The sequence below is a fragment of the Aeromicrobium sp. S22 genome (genome assembly GCF_009661045.1).
GTDB lineage: Bacteria > Actinomycetota > Actinomycetes > Propionibacteriales > Nocardioidaceae > Aeromicrobium > Aeromicrobium yanjiei.
On the sequence record NZ_WJWV01000003.1, the window covers coordinates 414701 to 431542 of the forward strand.

The 16842-nt window shown below is 70.2% G+C and carries 19 protein-coding genes; 16 read left to right on the plus strand and 3 right to left on the minus strand.

Annotated elements, in window-relative coordinates:
• Genes GEV27_RS14975 through GEV27_RS15015 form a run of 9 tightly spaced genes read left to right on the plus strand, consistent with a single transcriptional unit; the run spans position 1 to position 7951 of the window.
• On the plus strand, positions 1 to 1140 hold the full coding sequence (locus GEV27_RS14975) for an acyl-CoA dehydrogenase family protein (RefSeq protein ID WP_153909457.1): 1140 nt from the start codon (positions 1 to 3) through the stop codon (positions 1138 to 1140).
• On the plus strand, positions 1137 to 2216 hold the full coding sequence (locus GEV27_RS14980) for a CaiB/BaiF CoA-transferase family protein (RefSeq protein WP_153934958.1): 1080 nt from the start codon (positions 1137 to 1139) through the stop codon (positions 2214 to 2216). Before GEV27_RS14975 ends, GEV27_RS14980 begins: the two co-directional genes overlap by 4 nt.
• A complete protein-coding gene (locus tag GEV27_RS14985; protein ID WP_153934959.1) occupies positions 2213 to 3181 on the plus strand; it encodes a zinc-binding dehydrogenase in 969 nt (322 codons plus the stop codon). The genes GEV27_RS14980 and GEV27_RS14985 overlap by 4 nt, the downstream gene beginning before the upstream one ends.
• Before the next feature lie 43 nt (positions 3182 to 3224).
• Entirely contained in the window at positions 3225 to 4385 is a 1161-nt protein-coding gene (locus tag GEV27_RS14990; RefSeq protein WP_153909454.1) for an acyl-CoA dehydrogenase family protein, read from the plus strand.
• Between the two features lie 46 nt (positions 4386 to 4431).
• Positions 4432 to 4827 (plus strand): hypothetical protein, encoded by a 396-nt coding sequence (locus tag GEV27_RS14995; protein WP_153934960.1) that lies wholly within the window; start codon positions 4432 to 4434, stop codon positions 4825 to 4827.
• Positions 4824 to 5231 (plus strand): MaoC family dehydratase, encoded by a 408-nt coding sequence (locus GEV27_RS15000; RefSeq protein WP_153909452.1) that lies wholly within the window; start codon positions 4824 to 4826, stop codon positions 5229 to 5231. The genes GEV27_RS14995 and GEV27_RS15000 overlap by 4 nt, the downstream gene beginning before the upstream one ends.
• Positions 5228 to 6001 (plus strand): SDR family oxidoreductase, encoded by a 774-nt coding sequence (locus GEV27_RS15005; RefSeq protein ID WP_309222290.1) that lies wholly within the window; start codon positions 5228 to 5230, stop codon positions 5999 to 6001. The genes GEV27_RS15000 and GEV27_RS15005 overlap by 4 nt, the downstream gene beginning before the upstream one ends.
• A 28-nt stretch (positions 6002 to 6029) precedes the next feature.
• Complete coding sequence (locus tag GEV27_RS15010) at positions 6030 to 7184, plus strand: thiolase family protein (RefSeq protein ID WP_153934961.1); 1155 nt, start codon at positions 6030 to 6032, stop codon at positions 7182 to 7184.
• A complete protein-coding gene (locus GEV27_RS15015; protein WP_153934962.1) occupies positions 7181 to 7951 on the plus strand; it encodes an SDR family NAD(P)-dependent oxidoreductase in 771 nt (256 codons plus the stop codon). Before GEV27_RS15010 ends, GEV27_RS15015 begins: the two co-directional genes overlap by 4 nt.
• Positions 7952 to 7976: 25 nt before the next feature.
• Here the strand turns inward: GEV27_RS15015 and GEV27_RS15020 are convergent, their stop codons facing one another.
• Complete coding sequence (locus GEV27_RS15020; protein WP_153934963.1) at positions 7977 to 8771, minus strand: nuclear transport factor 2 family protein; 795 nt, start codon at positions 8769 to 8771, stop codon at positions 7977 to 7979.
• Between the two features lie 164 nt (positions 8772 to 8935).
• Here GEV27_RS15020 and GEV27_RS15025 point away from each other — a divergent pair, with 164 nt between their 5' ends.
• The 7 genes from GEV27_RS15025 (at position 8936) to GEV27_RS15055 (ending at position 14775) form a co-directional block, all read left to right on the plus strand.
• Positions 8936 to 9616, plus strand: coding sequence for a TetR/AcrR family transcriptional regulator (locus tag GEV27_RS15025; protein ID WP_153909449.1), 681 nt, complete (start codon positions 8936 to 8938; stop codon positions 9614 to 9616).
• A 99-nt stretch (positions 9617 to 9715) separates the two neighbouring features.
• On the plus strand, positions 9716 to 10882 hold the full coding sequence (locus tag GEV27_RS15030; RefSeq protein ID WP_153909448.1) for an ABC transporter substrate-binding protein: 1167 nt from the start codon (positions 9716 to 9718) through the stop codon (positions 10880 to 10882).
• Between the two features lie 61 nt (positions 10883 to 10943).
• The gene (locus tag GEV27_RS15035; RefSeq protein ID WP_153909447.1) at positions 10944 to 11840 is read left to right on the plus strand and encodes a branched-chain amino acid ABC transporter permease; all 897 of its coding nucleotides are present in this window, start codon (positions 10944 to 10946) and stop codon (positions 11838 to 11840) included.
• Entirely contained in the window at positions 11837 to 12766 is a 930-nt protein-coding gene (locus GEV27_RS15040) for a branched-chain amino acid ABC transporter permease (protein WP_153909446.1), read from the plus strand. Before GEV27_RS15035 ends, GEV27_RS15040 begins: the two co-directional genes overlap by 4 nt.
• Positions 12763 to 13536 (plus strand): ABC transporter ATP-binding protein, encoded by a 774-nt coding sequence (locus GEV27_RS15045; RefSeq protein ID WP_153909445.1) that lies wholly within the window; start codon positions 12763 to 12765, stop codon positions 13534 to 13536. Before GEV27_RS15040 ends, GEV27_RS15045 begins: the two co-directional genes overlap by 4 nt.
• On the plus strand, positions 13511 to 14269 hold the full coding sequence (locus GEV27_RS15050; protein ID WP_153934964.1) for an ABC transporter ATP-binding protein: 759 nt from the start codon (positions 13511 to 13513) through the stop codon (positions 14267 to 14269). Before GEV27_RS15045 ends, GEV27_RS15050 begins: the two co-directional genes overlap by 26 nt.
• Positions 14266 to 14775, plus strand: a complete 510-nt coding sequence (locus GEV27_RS15055; protein WP_153909443.1) for a VOC family protein — start codon at positions 14266 to 14268, stop codon at positions 14773 to 14775. Before GEV27_RS15050 ends, GEV27_RS15055 begins: the two co-directional genes overlap by 4 nt.
• Positions 14776 to 14805: 30 nt before the next feature.
• Here GEV27_RS15055 and cofE read toward each other — a convergent pair whose 3' ends face one another.
• Positions 14806 to 15768: a coenzyme F420-0:L-glutamate ligase gene (cofE, locus tag GEV27_RS15060; protein WP_153934965.1), complete on the minus strand. Its 963-nt coding sequence runs from the start codon at positions 15766 to 15768 to the stop codon at positions 14806 to 14808.
• Entirely contained in the window at positions 15765 to 16742 is a 978-nt protein-coding gene (gene cofD / locus GEV27_RS15065; RefSeq protein WP_309222291.1) for a 2-phospho-L-lactate transferase, read from the minus strand. Before cofD ends, cofE begins: the two co-directional genes overlap by 4 nt.
• Positions 16743 to 16842: the final 100 nt, after the last annotated feature.

Here is a 16842-nt window from a genome sequence, read left to right on the forward strand (position 1 = left end):
ATGCAGCGTCACCTCTACTCGGCCGAGCACGAGACCTTCCGGTCCGCGTTCCGTGAGTTCCTCGAGCACGAGGCCGTCCCGTACGTCGAGGACTGGGAGTCCGCAGGGACGCTCCCGCGTGAGTTCTGGCAGCGCGCTGGTCAGGCCGGATACCTGGGCTTCGAGGCGGACCCCGAGCTCGGCGGGCTGGGCATCCAGGACTTCCGTTACAACGCGGTGATCCAGGAGGAGGTGGCAGCCAGCGGGATCGCGAACGACGGCTTCTCGCTGCACAACGACATCGTGACGCCGTACCTGCTGGAGTTCACCGACGAGGAGCAGCGTCGTCGCTGGCTGCCCGGCTTCACCGCCGGCGACACGATCACCGCGATCGCGATGACCGAGCCGCAGGCCGGCTCGGACCTTGCCGCGGTCACGACCAGCGGCCGCCCCGACGGTGGGTCGATCGTGCTCAACGGCTCCAAGACGTTCATCACGAACGGGTCGATCGCTGACCTGGTCATCGTGCTGGTGCGCACGGGCGAGGACGACGGTCGGGGGATGACGCTCGTGGTCGTCGAGGAAGGAACCCCCGGGATGACTCGGGGCAAGCCGCTGAAGAAGGCGGGCCGCCGGGGACAGGACACCGCCGAGATCTTCTTCGACGACTGCGCGGTGCCGGTCCAGAACATCCTGGGCGAGCCCGGCCGCGCGTTCAGCCTGGTCAAGCGCAACCTGGCACGCGAACGTCTCTCGATCGCGGTGCACGCGGTGGAGAGCGCCCACACCGGCCTGCAGCTCGCGCTCGAGCACACGACCATGCGGTCGACCTTCGGCCGTCCGATCAACCGGCACCAGGCGGTCAGCCACACGCTGGCCGAGATGCACACCGCGGTGCAGGTGGCCCGGAGCCACGTCGACGCCTGCGTGGTCGAGCTCGACGAGGGCCGCCTGAGCGCCGAGGACGCGGCCGGCGCCAAGTTCTGGGCCACGGACCTGGAGGGAGCGGTCCTCGACCAGGCCCTCCAGCTGTTCGGCGGCTACGGATTCATGGACGAGTACCCGATCTCGCGACGGTGGCGTGACGCGCGGGTCCAGCGGATCTACGGCGGGGCCAACGAGATCATGAAGGACATCGTCGGACGAGGGCTCACCCGATGAGCGTGCCCTGGCGCCCGCTCGCGGGCATGACGGTGATCGACCTGACCCGGATGCTGCCGGGAGGGACCGGGACGTTGCTCCTCAGCGACCTCGGAGCCGAGGTCGTCAAGATCGAGCAGCCTCCGGGCGGCGACGCGACGCGATGGCTCGAGCCGCGCGTCGGCACGGACTCCAGCGCGCAGCACCAGTACATGGACCGCGGCAAGACCGCGGTCTCCCTCGACCTCAAGACCGATGCGGGGCGGGCCGAGCTGTTCGATCTCGTTCGGGGCGCCGATGCGCTGGTCGAGAGCTTCCGCCCCGGCGTGGCCGCGCGCCTGGGCATCGGGCACGACGTCCTCGCCGAGATCAATCCCGCCCTCGTCTACCTCGCGCTGTCGGGGTACGGCCAGGAGGGTCCTCGCGCGTCAGCGGCCGGGCACGACCTCAACTTCGTTGCGCGGGCAGGTCTCCTGGGCGCCGAGCGCGACGTGCCTCCCACCTTGGTCGCGGACGTCACCGGCGGGGTGCTGGCAGCGCTCGGGCTCACGGCCGGCGTGCTGGCGGCGCGCGAGACGGGCCGCGGCGCGTTCATCGATCTCGCCCTGGCCGATGCGGCGCTGGTGCTGGGCGGCATGCAGATCGCCGAACGACTCGCGTCCCGGCGCCTGGACGTCCCCGTCGCGACGCCCTTGGACGGGCGAAGCCCCTGCTACCAGGTGTACGCGACGTCGGACGGTCGTCACCTGGCCGTCGCAGCCGTCGAGGAGAAGTTCTGGCAGCGCGTCGTGACGATCCTCGGTCACCCCGAGTGGGCGGCGCGCCAGACCGATCCAGCGCTCGTCGCGGACGTCGCCGCCGTCGTGGCCACCAAGCCGTTGGCGCAGTGGTTGCTCGAGCTGGACCTGCCGGACACGTGCGTGTCGGGTGTGCTCGACATCGACGACCTGCCGACCGATCCGCAGGTCCGCGAGCGCGGCTCGCTCCTGGAGGTCGAGACCGCGGCCGGCCCCCTCTGGCAGGTCGCACCGCCCTTTCACGGCCGCGAGAACACGATCAGCTCCCCACCCCGAAGGTCCCTGGAGGTACCGACATGAGAAGAGCACAAGCCCGCGAGATCGCCACCGACCTGCCCTCGGGAGTCATCGAGGTCGTGGAGGCCCCGGCACCTGAGCCCCGTGACGGATGGACGGTCGTCAAGGTCAAGGCCGTCGCGCTGAACCAGCACGACCTCTGGTCGATCAAGGGCGTGGGTGTCACGGCGGACCAGTTCCCGCTCGGCGTCGGTTCCGACGTCGCGGGCGTCACGGCCGACGGCCGTGAGGTGGTCGTGCACTCGCTGGTCGCCGACCCGTCTCGCGGCGGGGGCACCGAGCTGCTCGACCCGCGCCGCCGCATGTTGGCCGAGGCCAGCTCCGGGGGCGCCGCGGACGAGATCCTCGTGCCCGAGCGCAACCTGATCGACAAGCCGGCCGAGCTGACCTTCGAGGAGGCGGCGTGTCTGCCCACGGCATGGCTCACGGCCTACCAGATGCTGTTCGTGAAGGCCGAGGCCAAGCCCGGCGACACGGTCCTCGTCCAGGGCGCCGGCGGAGGCGTGTCGACCGCCGCGATCACGCTCGCCTCGCGGGCAGGACTGCGCGTGTGGGTCACGGGCCGCGACGAGCAGCGCCTCGCAGCAGCGACGGAGCTCGGTGCCTCGGCGGTCTTCGCTGCGGGTGAGCGACTGCCGGCCCGTGCCGACATCGTGCTGGAGACGGTCGGCGCTGCGACGTGGGACCACAGCACCAAGTCGGTGCGCCCAGGCGGAACGATCGTCGTGGCGGGCGCGACCACCGGCGCCAAGGTGTCGCTGGACCTCATGAAGATCTTCCTCAACCACGTCCGGATCGTCGGCTCGTCGATGGGGACGGTCGAGCAGCTGTCCTCCCTCGTGGCGTTCTGCGTCGCGGCGGACATCCACCCGGCGATCGACTCGGTCCACGCACTCGACGACGCCCAGGCAGCGGTTGCCCGGCTCGAGAGCGGTCAGGCCGTGGGCAAGGTCGTCATCCGTCCCTGAACCGCACGCCCCACAGCACATACATCACACAAGGAGCATCGACATGGATTTCAGCATCACTCAGGACCAGGAAGACTTCGTGGAGTTCGTGCGCGACTGGGTCGACCGCGAGGCCCCCAAGTCCGCCGCATTGGCGTGGGAGAAGGAAGAGCACACCTTCCCTGAAGACCTGTTCCAGAAGATGGCGTCAGCGGGCTTCCACGGGGTCGGCATCCCGGAGGAGTACGGCGGCCAGGGTGGCGACATCGTGACCCAGATGCTGCTCGCCCGGGGACTGTCGCGGTCGCTGGCCGGACTCACCTGGGTCTGGGGCATCACCTCGTTCGCCGGTGGCAAGTCGGTGGGCCTCTACGGCAGCGAGGAGCAGAAGAAGCACTACCTGCCGCGTATCTGCTCGGGTGAGGACAAGTGGGCCATCGGCTTCACCGAGCCCGGCGGCGGCACGGACCTCCTCGGGGCCATGCGCACCCGCGCGAGGAAGGTCGAGGGTGGCTGGATCGTCAACGGCCAGAAGACGTGGAGCTCGATGGCCCACGTCGCCGACAACATCCTGCTGCTCGCACGCACCGAGGAGACCGAGAAGCGGACCCAGGGCCTGACCCTGTTCATCCTCCCGGCGAAGTCCGAGGGCGTGACGATCAGGGAGATCCCCAAGCTCGGCATGCGTGCCCTCGGCTCATGCGACGTGTTCCTCGACGAGGTCTTCATCCCGGATGAGAACGTCCTCGGTGAGCCCGGCCGCGCGTGGTACATGCTGCTGCCGACCCTCAACAACGAGCGGGTCATGCTCGCCTCGTTCTGCGTCGGCATCCTCGACGGCGTCCTGGAGGACGCCCTCAGGTACATGGACGAGCGCGAGGCGTTCGGCGGGAAGATCGGACGGTTCCAGGCGCTGCAGCACCACGTCGCCAACATCGCGATGTGGCGTGAGCAGTCCGAGCTCGTGGTGTTCAAGGCCGCGTGGATGCAGGCCACGGGCCGAGATGCCGGCGCGATGTCGAACATGGCGAAGGTCATCGCGTCGGAGCTCGCGGGGCAGGGTGCGGACCTCGGCCTGCAGATCCTCGGCGGCATGGGCTACTCGGCCGAGACCAACATGCAGCGGTACTGGCGAGACGTCCGACTGTTCCGCATCGGGCCGATCACCAATGAGATGGCCCGCAACGGCATCGCCGAGGGGCTCGGCCTCCCGCGGTCGTTCTGACATGGAGACCGCGACACATCCCCTCCGGCACCTGGTGGGATCGCGCGTGCCCGGCGGTGAGTACAGCATCGCCGGGTACGAGAGCTGGCTCGCGCGCGATGCCCTCTCCGCCGCGGCCTCGCCTCAGCCCCACCCGATCATGGCCTTCATCGGCGTGCAGCGGGGCATGGGCCTGAGCGTCGCCGGGCTGTTCGAGCTGCTCGAGTGCGACATCGCCGACGGGCCGATGCTGGCCCAGTCGACGATCGAGCTCGACCGCGACCTGGAGACCGACCGGACGTACAGCGTCGAGGGCGAGGTGATCGACCTGGTCCGCAAGCACGGTGCCGTGCTCGGCACGTTCGACCTGGCCACGTGCCGGTTCGACCTCTTGGACGCCCAGGACGGTGGCCGCGTCGCCAGCGTCACCAACGTGTACGCGATCAGAAGGGACGAGTCATGACCGCGATCTCGCCGGACGGGGAGCTCACCTGGCAGCTCCCCGAGGTCGACGCGGAGCGGATGAAGGTGCTGGCGCTGCTGCTGGCGGACCCGAACCCGATCCACTTCGACGCCGAGGCCGCTGCCGGCATCGGGGCCGCCCGGGTCGTGAACCAGGGTCCCTCGACGATGGCAACGGTCTACAACCTGTTCGAGCAGACCCACCCCGACCACCGGGTCGCACGGGTGTCGTTCCGCCTGCTCGGCAATGTCCTCGCGGGCGATGCCGTGACCGTCTCGGCGGTTCCGGCCGGCGAGGCCGGGTCGGGCCGCGAGGCCTTCGACGTCGTGGTCCGGACGGGCGAGGGCGCCACGGTCATCACCGCCCGGGCCGAGCTCGTACGACGTCGCGAGGTGGCCTCGTGACGCGGCCCCTGGCGATCGTGACCGGTGGCTCCCGAGGCGTCGGACGGGCGATCGTCGCGAGCCTGGCGACCGATCACCGCGTCGTGTTCTCGTACCGCCGCGACCGGGAGGCCGCGGACGAGCTGCTGTGCAGCGTCCAGGAGGCAGGCGGCGAGGCGCACGCGGTGCAGGCCGAGCTCTCCGAGCCCGGCGCTGCGACGGCACTGGTCGAGACGGTCCTGGCCGAGCACGGGGACGTGTCGGTCCTCGTGGGCAATGCCGGCTCCGCCTCGCGTGGGTTGTCGGCCGTCGACACGACGCTCGAGGAGTACCTGCGGATGCTGCACATCCACGCACTGTCCAACATCGAGCTCGCGGCGGCGGCCATGCCGTCGCTGCGGCGACAGCGCGGGAGCGCAGTCTTCGTCTCGAGCACGGTCGTGGACCTGTTGCCCGAGGGCACTGCGCCGTACGCCGCGGCGAAGGCCGCGATGGGAGCCGCGGCGATCGTGATGGCCCGCGAGGAGCGGGTGCACGGGGTCCGGGTCAACCTGGTCGCCCCGGGCCTGGTCGCGACCGACATGGGCAACCGGTTGACCGAGGCGACGACGGGTCACGCCAGCGCGTCGACCCTCGACGAGCTCTCCCCGCTCGGTCGGGTCTGCCGGCCGGAGGACGTCGCGGGTGTCGTGGCGTTCCTCGCGAGTCCCGCGGCGTCCTACGTCACGGGCCAGCGCGTGCTGGTCGACGGTGGCGGGCCCCGCAACTCCCTCGTGCCGACCGCTGACTGACCACACCACCACCAATGAGGAGCTTCACATGATGGATGCAGTAATCGTCGAGGCCGTGCGCACGCCGATCGGCAAGCGCAACGGCGGGCTGTCGGGTGTCCACCCGGCCGATCTGTCCGCCACGGTCCTGCAGGGTCTCGTGGATCGCACGGGCCTCGACCCGGCCCTCGTCGAGGACGTCATCTGGGGGTGCGTGAGCCAGGTGGGCGAGCAGTCCATGAACGTGGGTCGCTACGGCGTCCTCGCCGCCGGCTGGCCCGAGTCGGTGCCGTCCACGACCGTGGACCGGCAGTGCGGGTCGTCCCAGCAGGCTGCGGCCTTCGCAGCCGCAGGCGTCATCGCCGGGCACTACGACATCGTCGTGGCCGGTGGGGTCGAGTCGATGAGCCGCGTGCACATGTTCTCGTCCGTCGAGAACGGTCCGGGCCACCCGCAGTCGCCCCAGGTCACGGCCCGCTACGGCGACCAGCTCGTGCCCCAGGGCATCGGTGCGGAGATGATCGCCGAGAAGTGGGGCCTCAGCCGTGAGCGCCTCGACTCGATCGCGGTGCGATCGCACGAGCGTGCCGCCGCAGCGATCGACGCCGGACGGTTCGCCGGCCAGATCGTGCCCGTCACGACCCCCGACGGAGTGGTCGTCGACACCGACGAGGGCGTGCGTCGCGGGACGACCCTGGAGACGCTGGCGAACCTGAAGACACCGTTCCAGGAGAACGGCCGCGTCACGGCCGGCAACGCGTCCCAGATCTCGGACGGCGCGGCCGCGCTGCTGATCATGAGCGCCGACAAGGCTCGCGATCTGGGGCTCACACCGATCGCGCGGTTCGTCTCGTCCGCGGTCGTGGGTGTCGATCCCATCACGATGCTGACCGGCCCGATCCCCGCGACCCGCAAGATCCTGGACCGCTCGGGGATCCCCCTGTCCGAGATCGGTGTCTTCGAGGTCAACGAGGCGTTCGCGTCGGTGATCGGCGCGTGGGAGGACGAGATCGGTCCCGACACCGACAAGGTCAACCCCAACGGCGGCGCGATCGCCCTCGGGCACCCGCTCGGCGGCTCCGGCGCCCGCGTCATGACCACGATGCTCCACCACATGCGCGACAACGACATCCAGTACGGTCTGCAGACGATCTGCGAGGGCGGCGGCATGGCCAACGCCACGATCCTGGAGCTCCTCCGATGAGCAACGGCCTCCTGCAGGACCGCGTCGTGGTCGTCACCGGCGGCTCGAGCGGCAACGGTCGGGCGATCGCTCTCGCGGTCGCCGCGCAGGGGGCCCGGGCCGTCGTGGTCGCCGACGTCCTCGCGGAACCCCGCGAGGGCGGGCGAGCGACCCACGAGGTCATCGGCGGCGACAGCGTCTTCGTCTCGTGCGACGTCAGCCGGCCCGAGTCGGTCGAGGAGGCGATCGCGGCCGCGGACCCGCTCGGCGGGGTCGACGTGCTGGTCAACAACGCCGGCATCGTCGGCCCCGCGAGCCCGGTCACGGGGATGGCCGTCGACGACTTCGATCGTGTGCTGGCCGTGAACCTCCGGGGCACGTTCCTCGGCTGTCGTGCTGCGGGGCGGGGGATGGCCGCGCGGGGATCTGGCAGCATCGTCAACGTCGCGAGCATCGCCGGCGTCCAGGGATCGCGGACCTCCGCGGCGTACAGCGCCTCCAAGGCGGGGATCCTGCTGATGACCCAGACGCTCGCCTTCGAGCTGGGATCGTCCGGCGTGCGGGTCAACTCGGTCCTGCCGGGCATCATCCAGACCCACATGACGACGGTCGATCGGCCGCTCGCGTCGGACGCGTACGACGCGACTGTCGCGAAGGTGCCGCTCGGACGCCTCGGGACGCCGGACGACATCGCGAACGCCGTGGTCTACCTCGCGAGCGACCTGGCCGGCTACGTCACCGGCACCTCGCTGGTCGTCGACGGCGGCCTCATCGCCACCATCTCCTGACCCGGCGGACGAGGAGGGGCGACTCTCAGGCGGTCGCGGCGAGACGGCGCAGGTAGGTGTGCCGGTCCGTCACCACGTGGCCCCTGGGCCGTCCGTCCACCACCTGGACGAGCCCGGTCGCGTAGAGCTCGCCCTGGACACCTCGCAGCTCGTCGTGGGCCTCGCCGAGCCCCCCGGCGTACGTGCCGGAGACCAGGACGTGGAACGCGGCGTGCGGTCCTGCGCTGAAGAGGTCGAGGACGCGCGAGGAGGGGTCGGCGATCCGGGCGCGGGGCGTGTCCGCGTGTCCGTCGTCCCGACGGACCTCGGTGTCGTCCAGCCAGCGCGACGACTCCAGCCACGTGCGCACGACGTCCTCGGTGTGAGGGGACGGGTCCTCGTCCCCGGCCATGAACGGGTCCATCGCGGGGGGCGACACCGGCAGCGGCACACCGGACTGCTGCTGGGCTGCGCGCGAGAAGTAGTCCTGCTCGACCCGGCACTCCGTGAGGCGCTCGTGGTCCCAGCGATACATGCTGACGCCCTGCCAGCTCGCGGACGTCCCCGACAGGACCGAGCTGCCGTGCTCGGTGAAGTGCAGGGCAGCGCGCTCCCCGTTCGAGATGAACCCGTGGACCGTGAAGCCGAGACCGGGGAACTGGCGGTACTGCTTGGCCGTGGCCGGCTTGTACTGCTCATCTCGTCCCCGGAGGCTGAAGGCGTTCATGTGCAGCACGTAGTCGTCGACCATGATCTGGTCGCACACCGAGAAGTCGTGGCTGGCCGTGTAGCCGTACGCGTAGGTGCGCAGGAGCCCTGCCAGGGGGGAGAGATCGGTCATCGGCCAATCATACAAACGACCGGTAGGTAAGGCAATGAAGCCGGGAGGGCCCCCGACACGCTCAGGATGCGCAGCCTCCTGCTGCGGCGCATGGGACGAGTCGTCCCCGCGGGACAGCGCGCGCCGCGACCCATGTCAAACACCCGGATGGTAACTTCAGCCAGATGAACGAGAGTGCAGACGGCGCAGCAGTGGCCGACGCGGCGTCGATGCCGCGGTCGGGTCGCAAGGTCGCGACGTCGAGTCGCCAGTCCCCGCGCAAGTCAGGCGACGAGCGCTGGAAGGAGCTGCTCGACGTCTCGGCGAGGATGTTCGCGGACCGCGGCTATGCCGCGACGTCTCTCCAGCACATCGCCGACGAGCTGGGCATGCTCAAGGGCAGCCTGTACTACTACATCAAGACCAAGGACGACCTCCTCTACGAGATCATCCGCGGGGTGTACTGGGAGGGCGTGGCGAATTTTCGCCGTATCACCACGGGTCCCGGGGACGCGGTCGACCGGCTCGAGCACGCGATCGAGGGTCACGTCCGCTATCTGATCGACAACATGACTGCGACCACGGTGTTCCTGCACGAGTTCGACCAGCTGTCGGCCCGTCGCCGCGAGGAGCTCTCGGCGCTGGGCTACACCGAGCAGCTGCGCGACCTCATCCGGGCCGGGCAGGAAGAAGGCAGCATCCGCCCCGAGATCGATGCCTCCATGGCCGCCATGGCCGTGCTGGGCGCGACGAACTGGATCTACCGCTGGTACCGCGATGCGGGCTCGTGGGGGCCTGACGAGATCGGTCGCCAGTTCTCGAAGATCTTCGTCTCCGGCCTGGTCTCGCCCTCTCGCGGAGCCTGACTCCGCACCGACCCGGCCGAGGCTGTTCGTCCAAAGGCTTGACATGTGACGTGAGTCTCGTACTCTTGTCGCCAAGTCACCAAACGAACGGATGGTAAAATGACGTCTACCTCTCGCCGGCGGTCCGGCAAGGTCCTGGCACTTGGAACGGTCGCCGCGCTCGTGCTCGGCGCGTGCGGATCGGGCAGCGACGGCGGCGAGTCGAAGGCAGACGCCGACACCGTCACGATTGATCTGCTGACCGAGCTGACCGGCGCCGCGGCGTTCTGCGGCAAGTCAGTCCGCGCGGGTGCGGAGGCTGCGGTCAAGAAGGCCAACGCGGACAAGATGCTCGACGGCGTCACGATCAAGCTCAAGGTCCGCGACACCGCGACAGATCCCCGCAAGGCGTCCGCCGCGATGAGCGACGCGGCCTCGTCCGACGCGGTGTCGACGATCTTCGGCTGCTCCAGCGCCGAAGCCGTCGCGATCGCCCCCATCGCCCAGGACGAGGAGATCCCCCTGGTCGCGGTGCAGTCGGGCACCGAGGGCGTCGTCGACGTGGGTGACTACGTGTTCCGCACGACCGCTCCGCAGGCGTCGTACCACAAGAAGCAGGTCGACCACTGGGAGACCAAGGGCGTCAAGAGCGTCGCGATCGCCTACCAGACCGACAACCCGACGCTGGTCGACCTCGGCGAGAAGGTCTACCCCGATCTGTTCGACGATGCCGGGATCAAGCTCGTCAAGTCCAGCAAGTTCGCCGGCGACGGCTTCGACTTCACCGGCCTGGCCAACGGCATCGTGAAGGCGAAGCCCGACGCGGTCCTGGTGCTCGGGCAGGGCACGCCCAACGTCACGATCGTGACCCAGGTCCTCCAGAGCGGCTTCGAGGGCCTCATCGGCGGCACGCCCGGATTCTCCGGCGGCGTGCTCAAGCCCTTGGGTGCCAAGGCCAACGGGCTGACCTGGCCGACGGACTTCCACCCGGACGCCGACAACGCCGGCACCAAGGACTTCGTCGCGTCCTACACCAAGATCACCGGCACCGAGGCGGCCGAGATCGACGCCTTCACCGCTGAGGCCTGGGACGCCGTGATGTTCACGGTCGCGGGCCTCGAGCAGGCGCCGAGCTTCTCCCGCTCGGACGTCCGTGAGGGCATGTCGAAGGCGGCGGACGAGGGCATCGACGCAGCTGTCGGTCGCCTGACGTTCGAGGACCGCGACGCCCGCGCCGACGGTGTGCTGATCGAGTGGCAGGACGCCACCGCGCGTCTGGTCCCGTGACCGCCGGCCGGCCGGGACGGCGAACCGTCCCGGCCGGCACCTCCTCTGTGAAAGAAGATCCATGCTCCAGCTCTTGAGCAGCGCGCTCATCCTCGGCTCGATCTATCTGTTGTTCTCGATGGGTCTGAGCCTGTCGTGGGGGGTCCTGAACATCCTGAACCTCGCCCACGGCTCCATCTTCATGTTCGGCGCCTACAGCGCCTACCTGATCACCCGCGAGGTGACCCCGGACATCCACTTGGCGGTGCTCGCGGTGATCGCGGCACTCGTCGGCGGCGCCCTGTCGGTTCTCCTGCAGGTGCTGGTCTACCACCCGCTGCAACGGCGTACCGCCGACGCGCACTCTGCCGAGCTGGGTGTGCTGATCGCGAGCATCGGGGCCGGACTGATCCCGGTCACGGTCGCCCTCAACCTGTCGACCGACGAGGTCGTCAACCTGCCGGCCGGCGTGGTCGAGACCCAGATTCACGTGTTCGGATCGGTCCGCATCACGACCCTGCAGATCGGCATCATCGTGGTGTCGCTCGTGCTGGCGGCGGCACTGAGCGTGTTCGTGGCCCGGACGCGCACGGGCCGTGCGATGCGCACGATCGCGGCCGATCCCGTCACCGCCGACATCATGGGCATCCCGGTGGCGCGCCTGTCGGCGCTGACGATGTTCATCAGCGGGGCGCTGGCCGGCACGGCCGGCCTGCTGCTGGCCGCGAACGCCAACGCGATCGAGGCGCACATGGGCGACGGACTCCTGCTGAAGGCCTTCGCAGCCGTCGTGCTGGGCGGGGTCGGCAGCATCCCGGGGGCCGCGATCGGCGCCTTCGCGCTCGCGCTCGGTGAGACGTTCGCGGTGGAGTACTTCGGCGGCGATGCCAAGGACTTCGTGGCCTTCGGTCTCATCATCGTGGTGCTGCTCCTGCGGCCCCAAGGAATCTTCACCCGAGCGGCAGGTCAACGCGCATGATCAACGAATGGGTCTCTGACAACGAGACGCTCCTGCAGACCCTCATGGTCTACTACATCTTCGGCCTCAGCATCCAGGTCGTCCTGCGGGCGGGCGTGTTCTCCCTCGCGAGCGCGGGCACCTGGGCGATTGCGGGCTACGCGACCGCCTGGATGCTCGACCGCGACGTCGCCTGGCCCCTCGCGGTCGCCGTGTCGCTGGTGATCGTCCTCGTCGTGTCGCTGGGCCTCGCCCTGTCCCTGGGGCGCCTCTCGGGGCTGTACCTCGGCATGGCCACGATCGCCTTCGACCTGATCATCGTGTCTCTCGCCTACACGTGGGAGAGCGTCACGGGCGGCGCGATCGGCCTCTACGGCATCCCGCGTGACGTGACCGTGCTGCACGCTCTGCTGCTGGCTGTCGTCGCGACGGTGGTCGTCGGGCTGCTCCAGTCGCGGTCGGGCGGCCGGGCCCTCGACGCCCTGCGGACAGACGCGACTCTCGCGTCCTCGGTGGGCATCAACGTCGGGCGAGCACGCATCTACTGCATCGTGCTGAGCGGCGTGCTGGGCGGTCTCTCCGGAGCCATCAGCCCCCTCATCTTCGGCGTCCTCGGACCCGGCGACGGTGGGTTCACCCTGGTGGTGCTGGGGCTCACGGTCGTCGTGATCGGCGGCTCCCGGTCGTGGATCGGCGCAGCTGTCGGGGCGGTCATCGTCACGTTCCTGCCCGAGGTCCTGACCTTCATGGACGAGTGGAGCAGCGCGGTGTACGGCGTCCTGATCGTCGTGATGGTGATCTTCGCGCCGCAGGGCCTGACCAGCATCGTGGCACGGATCGTCCGTGCCGCCACAGGCCGACTCAGGCCGCGTCCAGGCGGCGGACCACCGGATCCGCACCAGCCGGAGCCTGCCGGCGATCCCGTCACGGTGGAGGAGCGCGCATGAGCACGGAGTCCTTGGTACGGCTCGACGACGTCAAGGTGCACTTCGGTGGCATCAAGGCGGTGGACGGCGTGAGCTTCGACCTCGCCCGCGGATCGCTCTGCGGCGTGGTGGGGCCGAACGGATCGGGCAAGACCACGCTGATCAACGCGATGTCGGGCATCTCCCCGGCGACCGGTGGTCGGATCGAGTTCCTGGGGTCCGACACCACCCGGACCTCGCCGTTCGCGCTGGCCCGCCTGGGCCTGCGGCGCACCTTCCAGTCGATCCGCCTGCTGCCGGACCTGGACGTCCTCGCCAACGTGGCGCTCGGCGCGGACTCAGGTGGGGGTCAGTACGACGGCCTCCTCCGTCCCGCTCGGTCCCGCAGGCAGGAGCGACGTGTGCGCGAGCAGTCGCTCGCGGCGCTCGATCGCGTCGGGCTGGCGCACCTGGCCGGGCACCGTCCGACGGATCTGCCCTACGGCCACCAGCGCATGGTCGAGATCGCGCGCGCAGTCGTCAGCGAGCCCGAGGTGCTGCTGCTCGACGAGCCGGTCGCCGGCATGTCCGGTGAGGAGCGTCGCCAGGTCGCGGACCTGCTGCTCTCGCTCCGGGCTGACGGCATGACCCAGATGCTCGTCGAGCACGACCTGGGTCTCGTGACCCGTATCTGCGACCACCTGGTCGCGCTCGACCATGGCCAGGTGATCGCCGACGGCGATCCACTGACCGTCATGAACGACTCTTCTGTGAGGGAGGCCTATCTTGGCCCGCAACACACGTCAGCTTGAGGTTCGTGACCTCACCGTCCGCTACGGACGACTCACCGCGGTCGAGTCCGTGTCCTTCACGGCCGTCCCGGGGACGATCGAGCTGCTGCTCGGTGCCAACGGCGCCGGCAAGAGCTCGACACTCAAGGCAGTCGCCGGCGTCGTCCGGCCGGCCGGTGGCCAGGTCCGCATCGGCGACCAGGACATCACCGGCAAGCCCGCCTGGCGGGTCGTCCGTTCGAAGGTCGTGCTCGTGCCGGAGGGACGCCGGATCGTGCAGTCCCTCAGCGTCGAGGAGAACCTGCTGCTCGGCGGCTACTCGAACACCGACTCCAGCAGCCGCGACTCGATCCTGGCCGACGTCTACGACCTGTTCCCGATCCTGGCGGATCGGCGGCGCTCGGCAGGTGGGCTCCTGAGCGGAGGCGAGCAGCAGATGCTCGCGTTCGGGCGGGCGCTGATGGCCGACCCGGACGTGATCTTGATGGACGAGCCCTCGATGGGGCTCGCCCCCGTCATGGTCGACAAGGTCTTCGAGACGGTCAAGCAGATCGCCCTGCGGGGGATCGCGATCGTCATGGTCGAGCAGAACGCGGCGGCCATGGACCTGGCCTCGGGCGTGCACGTCCTCGAGCAGGGCCGCGAGGTCCTGGGCGGCACCGGCGCGGAGCTGCGGGGAGACCCGCGGGTCGCGAACGCCTTCCTTGGTGTGTCCGACTCCGGGGGAGCGAGCACAGCGGCGTCCCCGTCGTGAGCCCGACGGACGGGGCGGACCGGCGTCCGTGGCTGGACCACGTCGGCTTCGCCGTCCCCGACATCGCACCGGCGGCCGAGCTGGTCATGAGCGCGCTCGGTGGAGAGTTCCAGCGGGGCGGGGACAACCACGACTACGGGTTCCGCACCGCCCAGTTCCACCTGAGGGGGGAGGTCAAGCTCGAGCTGTTGCAGCCCGTTGATCCGGGCTCGGACCTGCAGCGGTTCCTGGACGAGCGCGGCCCGGGGGTGCACCACGTGACCTTCCTGACCGAGGACGTCGTCGGGCTGGAGCGCGACCTGACGTCGTGCGGCTACCGGACCACCGGCACCAAGCTCGACGACCCGGGCTGGCGCGAGACGTACCTCGGCCCGTCGCAGGGGCTCGGCACGGTCCTGCAGTTCGCCGACACCGTGCTGGACTGGCACACGCCGTGGCCTGGCATCGAGCTGGCCGACGTCCTGGACGGGGCGTTCACCTGGGACGGCGCCCGGCTGCGGCGATAGGCGTGCCCGGGTCCTGAGATCGTCCCGGGTTCAGTCCTGCGGCAGCGACGTCACCCGGACGCCGATCGCGGTGCCGTGGGCGATGCCGAGGGACACGAGGCGCTGCGCCAGCACGCCGGCGCCGAGCTGGTCGTCGAGCCCGATCGACAGCACGACGGTGCTGCCGTCGACCGACACGTGGCGGCGCGGGAAGTCCAGCCCTGAGAGCGCCAGGTCGACGATGTCGTCCAGGGTCATGGTCGGATCGACCGGCAGGCCGCGGACCGGCTGGTCGCCGATGACGGCCGCGACCGCTGCCTCCCGGGCCCCGAGACCGAACATGTCGCTCGCCTCGTCGCGGATGAGCGCCCGGGCGCCCGGGCCGTCGTCCTGCAGGAGCCAGGCCGGATCGGCGCCGCGCACGACGACGACCGGTCGGGCGCCGAACTTGCCCGAGGCCAGCTCCGCCCCGCCCGCGAGCTGATCGGCGATCGCCGGTGCAGTGACCGCGAGCGGGTTGCCGTACGGATCGGTGCGTCCCTCGAAGGAGTCGACCGGCAGGAGACCTGCGCAGCCGATCGCGATGTCGGTCTGTCCCGTCCGCCAGGCGCGTCCCGCGGTGTCGCTGATGACCACTGCGACGGACAGCCCGGTGAGCTCCTCGAGGCGGCGGCGGATCGCTGATGCTGCGCCGTCGGGGTCGGGCGGCAGCGGGATGAGCGTGCCCGGTGCGGTGTTGCTGTTGTCGATCCCAGCGGCGGCCATCGTGAGGCCGTGGTGGGTCCGCACGATGCTCGTGGGGCCCCGCCGGGCGACGACCCGATCGGTCTCGGCGGCGAGCAGCTCGTCCTTGGGACGCGTCGTCGCGAGGCCCGCGGACTTGCTGACGATCTTGCTCGTGACCACCACGACGTCGCCGGGCGAGAGCTCGCAGCGCTCGGCGATCAGCGCGCCGATGTCGTCGCCGGGGGAGACCTCGCCGATGCCCTCGACCGGCTCGAAGACGAGGGTCATCGGCGGGCTCCGATCGAGTGGGCGAGCTGGACGGTGTCCTCGGCGAGCCGGTCGGTGGTGCCGGCGTCGGTCATCCAGAGCGGGACCGCGCGGGCGGCGAGACCGAGGGCCTCGAGGGCGGGGAGCTGGGCGGCGTCCGTGGTGTCCACGAGCCAGCCGTCGAGGAGCCCGCCGGAGCTCCGAGCCCCGTGGTGCGCTGCGACGCCGGTTGCGCTCAGCTCGATGCCGAGGCCGGTCAGCAGCTGGTCGGCCATGCCGCGCACGGCGCCGCCGCCGATGAGCGGGGACACCCCCACGACGGGTGCGGGCGTCGCGGCGATGGCCTCCCGGATGCCGGGAACGGCGGCGATCGGGCCGATCGACACGATGGGGTTGGACGGCGGGAGCAGCACCAGGTCGGCCCCGCGGATCGCCTCGACGACGCCGGGCGCGGGTCGGGCGTCCTGGACCCCCTGCACCACGACCTCCTCGACGGGCACCTGGGCGCGGAGCCTGATCCAGTACTCCTGGAAGTGGATGATCTCGCGCCGCCCGTCCCGGTCGATGCCGATGTGCGTCTCCACCCGGTCGTCGGTCATCGGCAGCAGCCGGACCCCGGGCTGCCAGCGCTCGCACAGCTCGGCCGTGACCTCGCTGAGGGTGCGCCCTTCCTGCAGCCTCATGGTGCGCACGAGGTGCGTCGCGATGTCGCGGTCACCCAGGCCGAACCAGGCCTGCTCGATCCCGTACGTCGCGAGCTCGTCCTTGGCGTTCCAGCTCTCGTCGGTGCGGCCCCATCCGCGCTCGCGGTCGATGCCGTCGCCGAGCGTGTACATGACGGTGTCGAGGTCCGGGCTGATGTGCAGCCCGAACAGGGAGATGTCGTCGGCCGTGTTGGCGATGACCGTCACCTCGGCGTCCGGGCCCTTGGTCCGCAACAGTCCCTCGATGAACCGAGAGCCACCGACTCCGCCTGACAGCACCGTGATCTGCACACCTCATTGTCCCCTACCCGGTGGCGCGGATCGTCCCAGGCGTCTCGCCCCTACACCACGACCTGGGCGCAGACGGGCGCGTCCGCCATCCGGGAGCCCC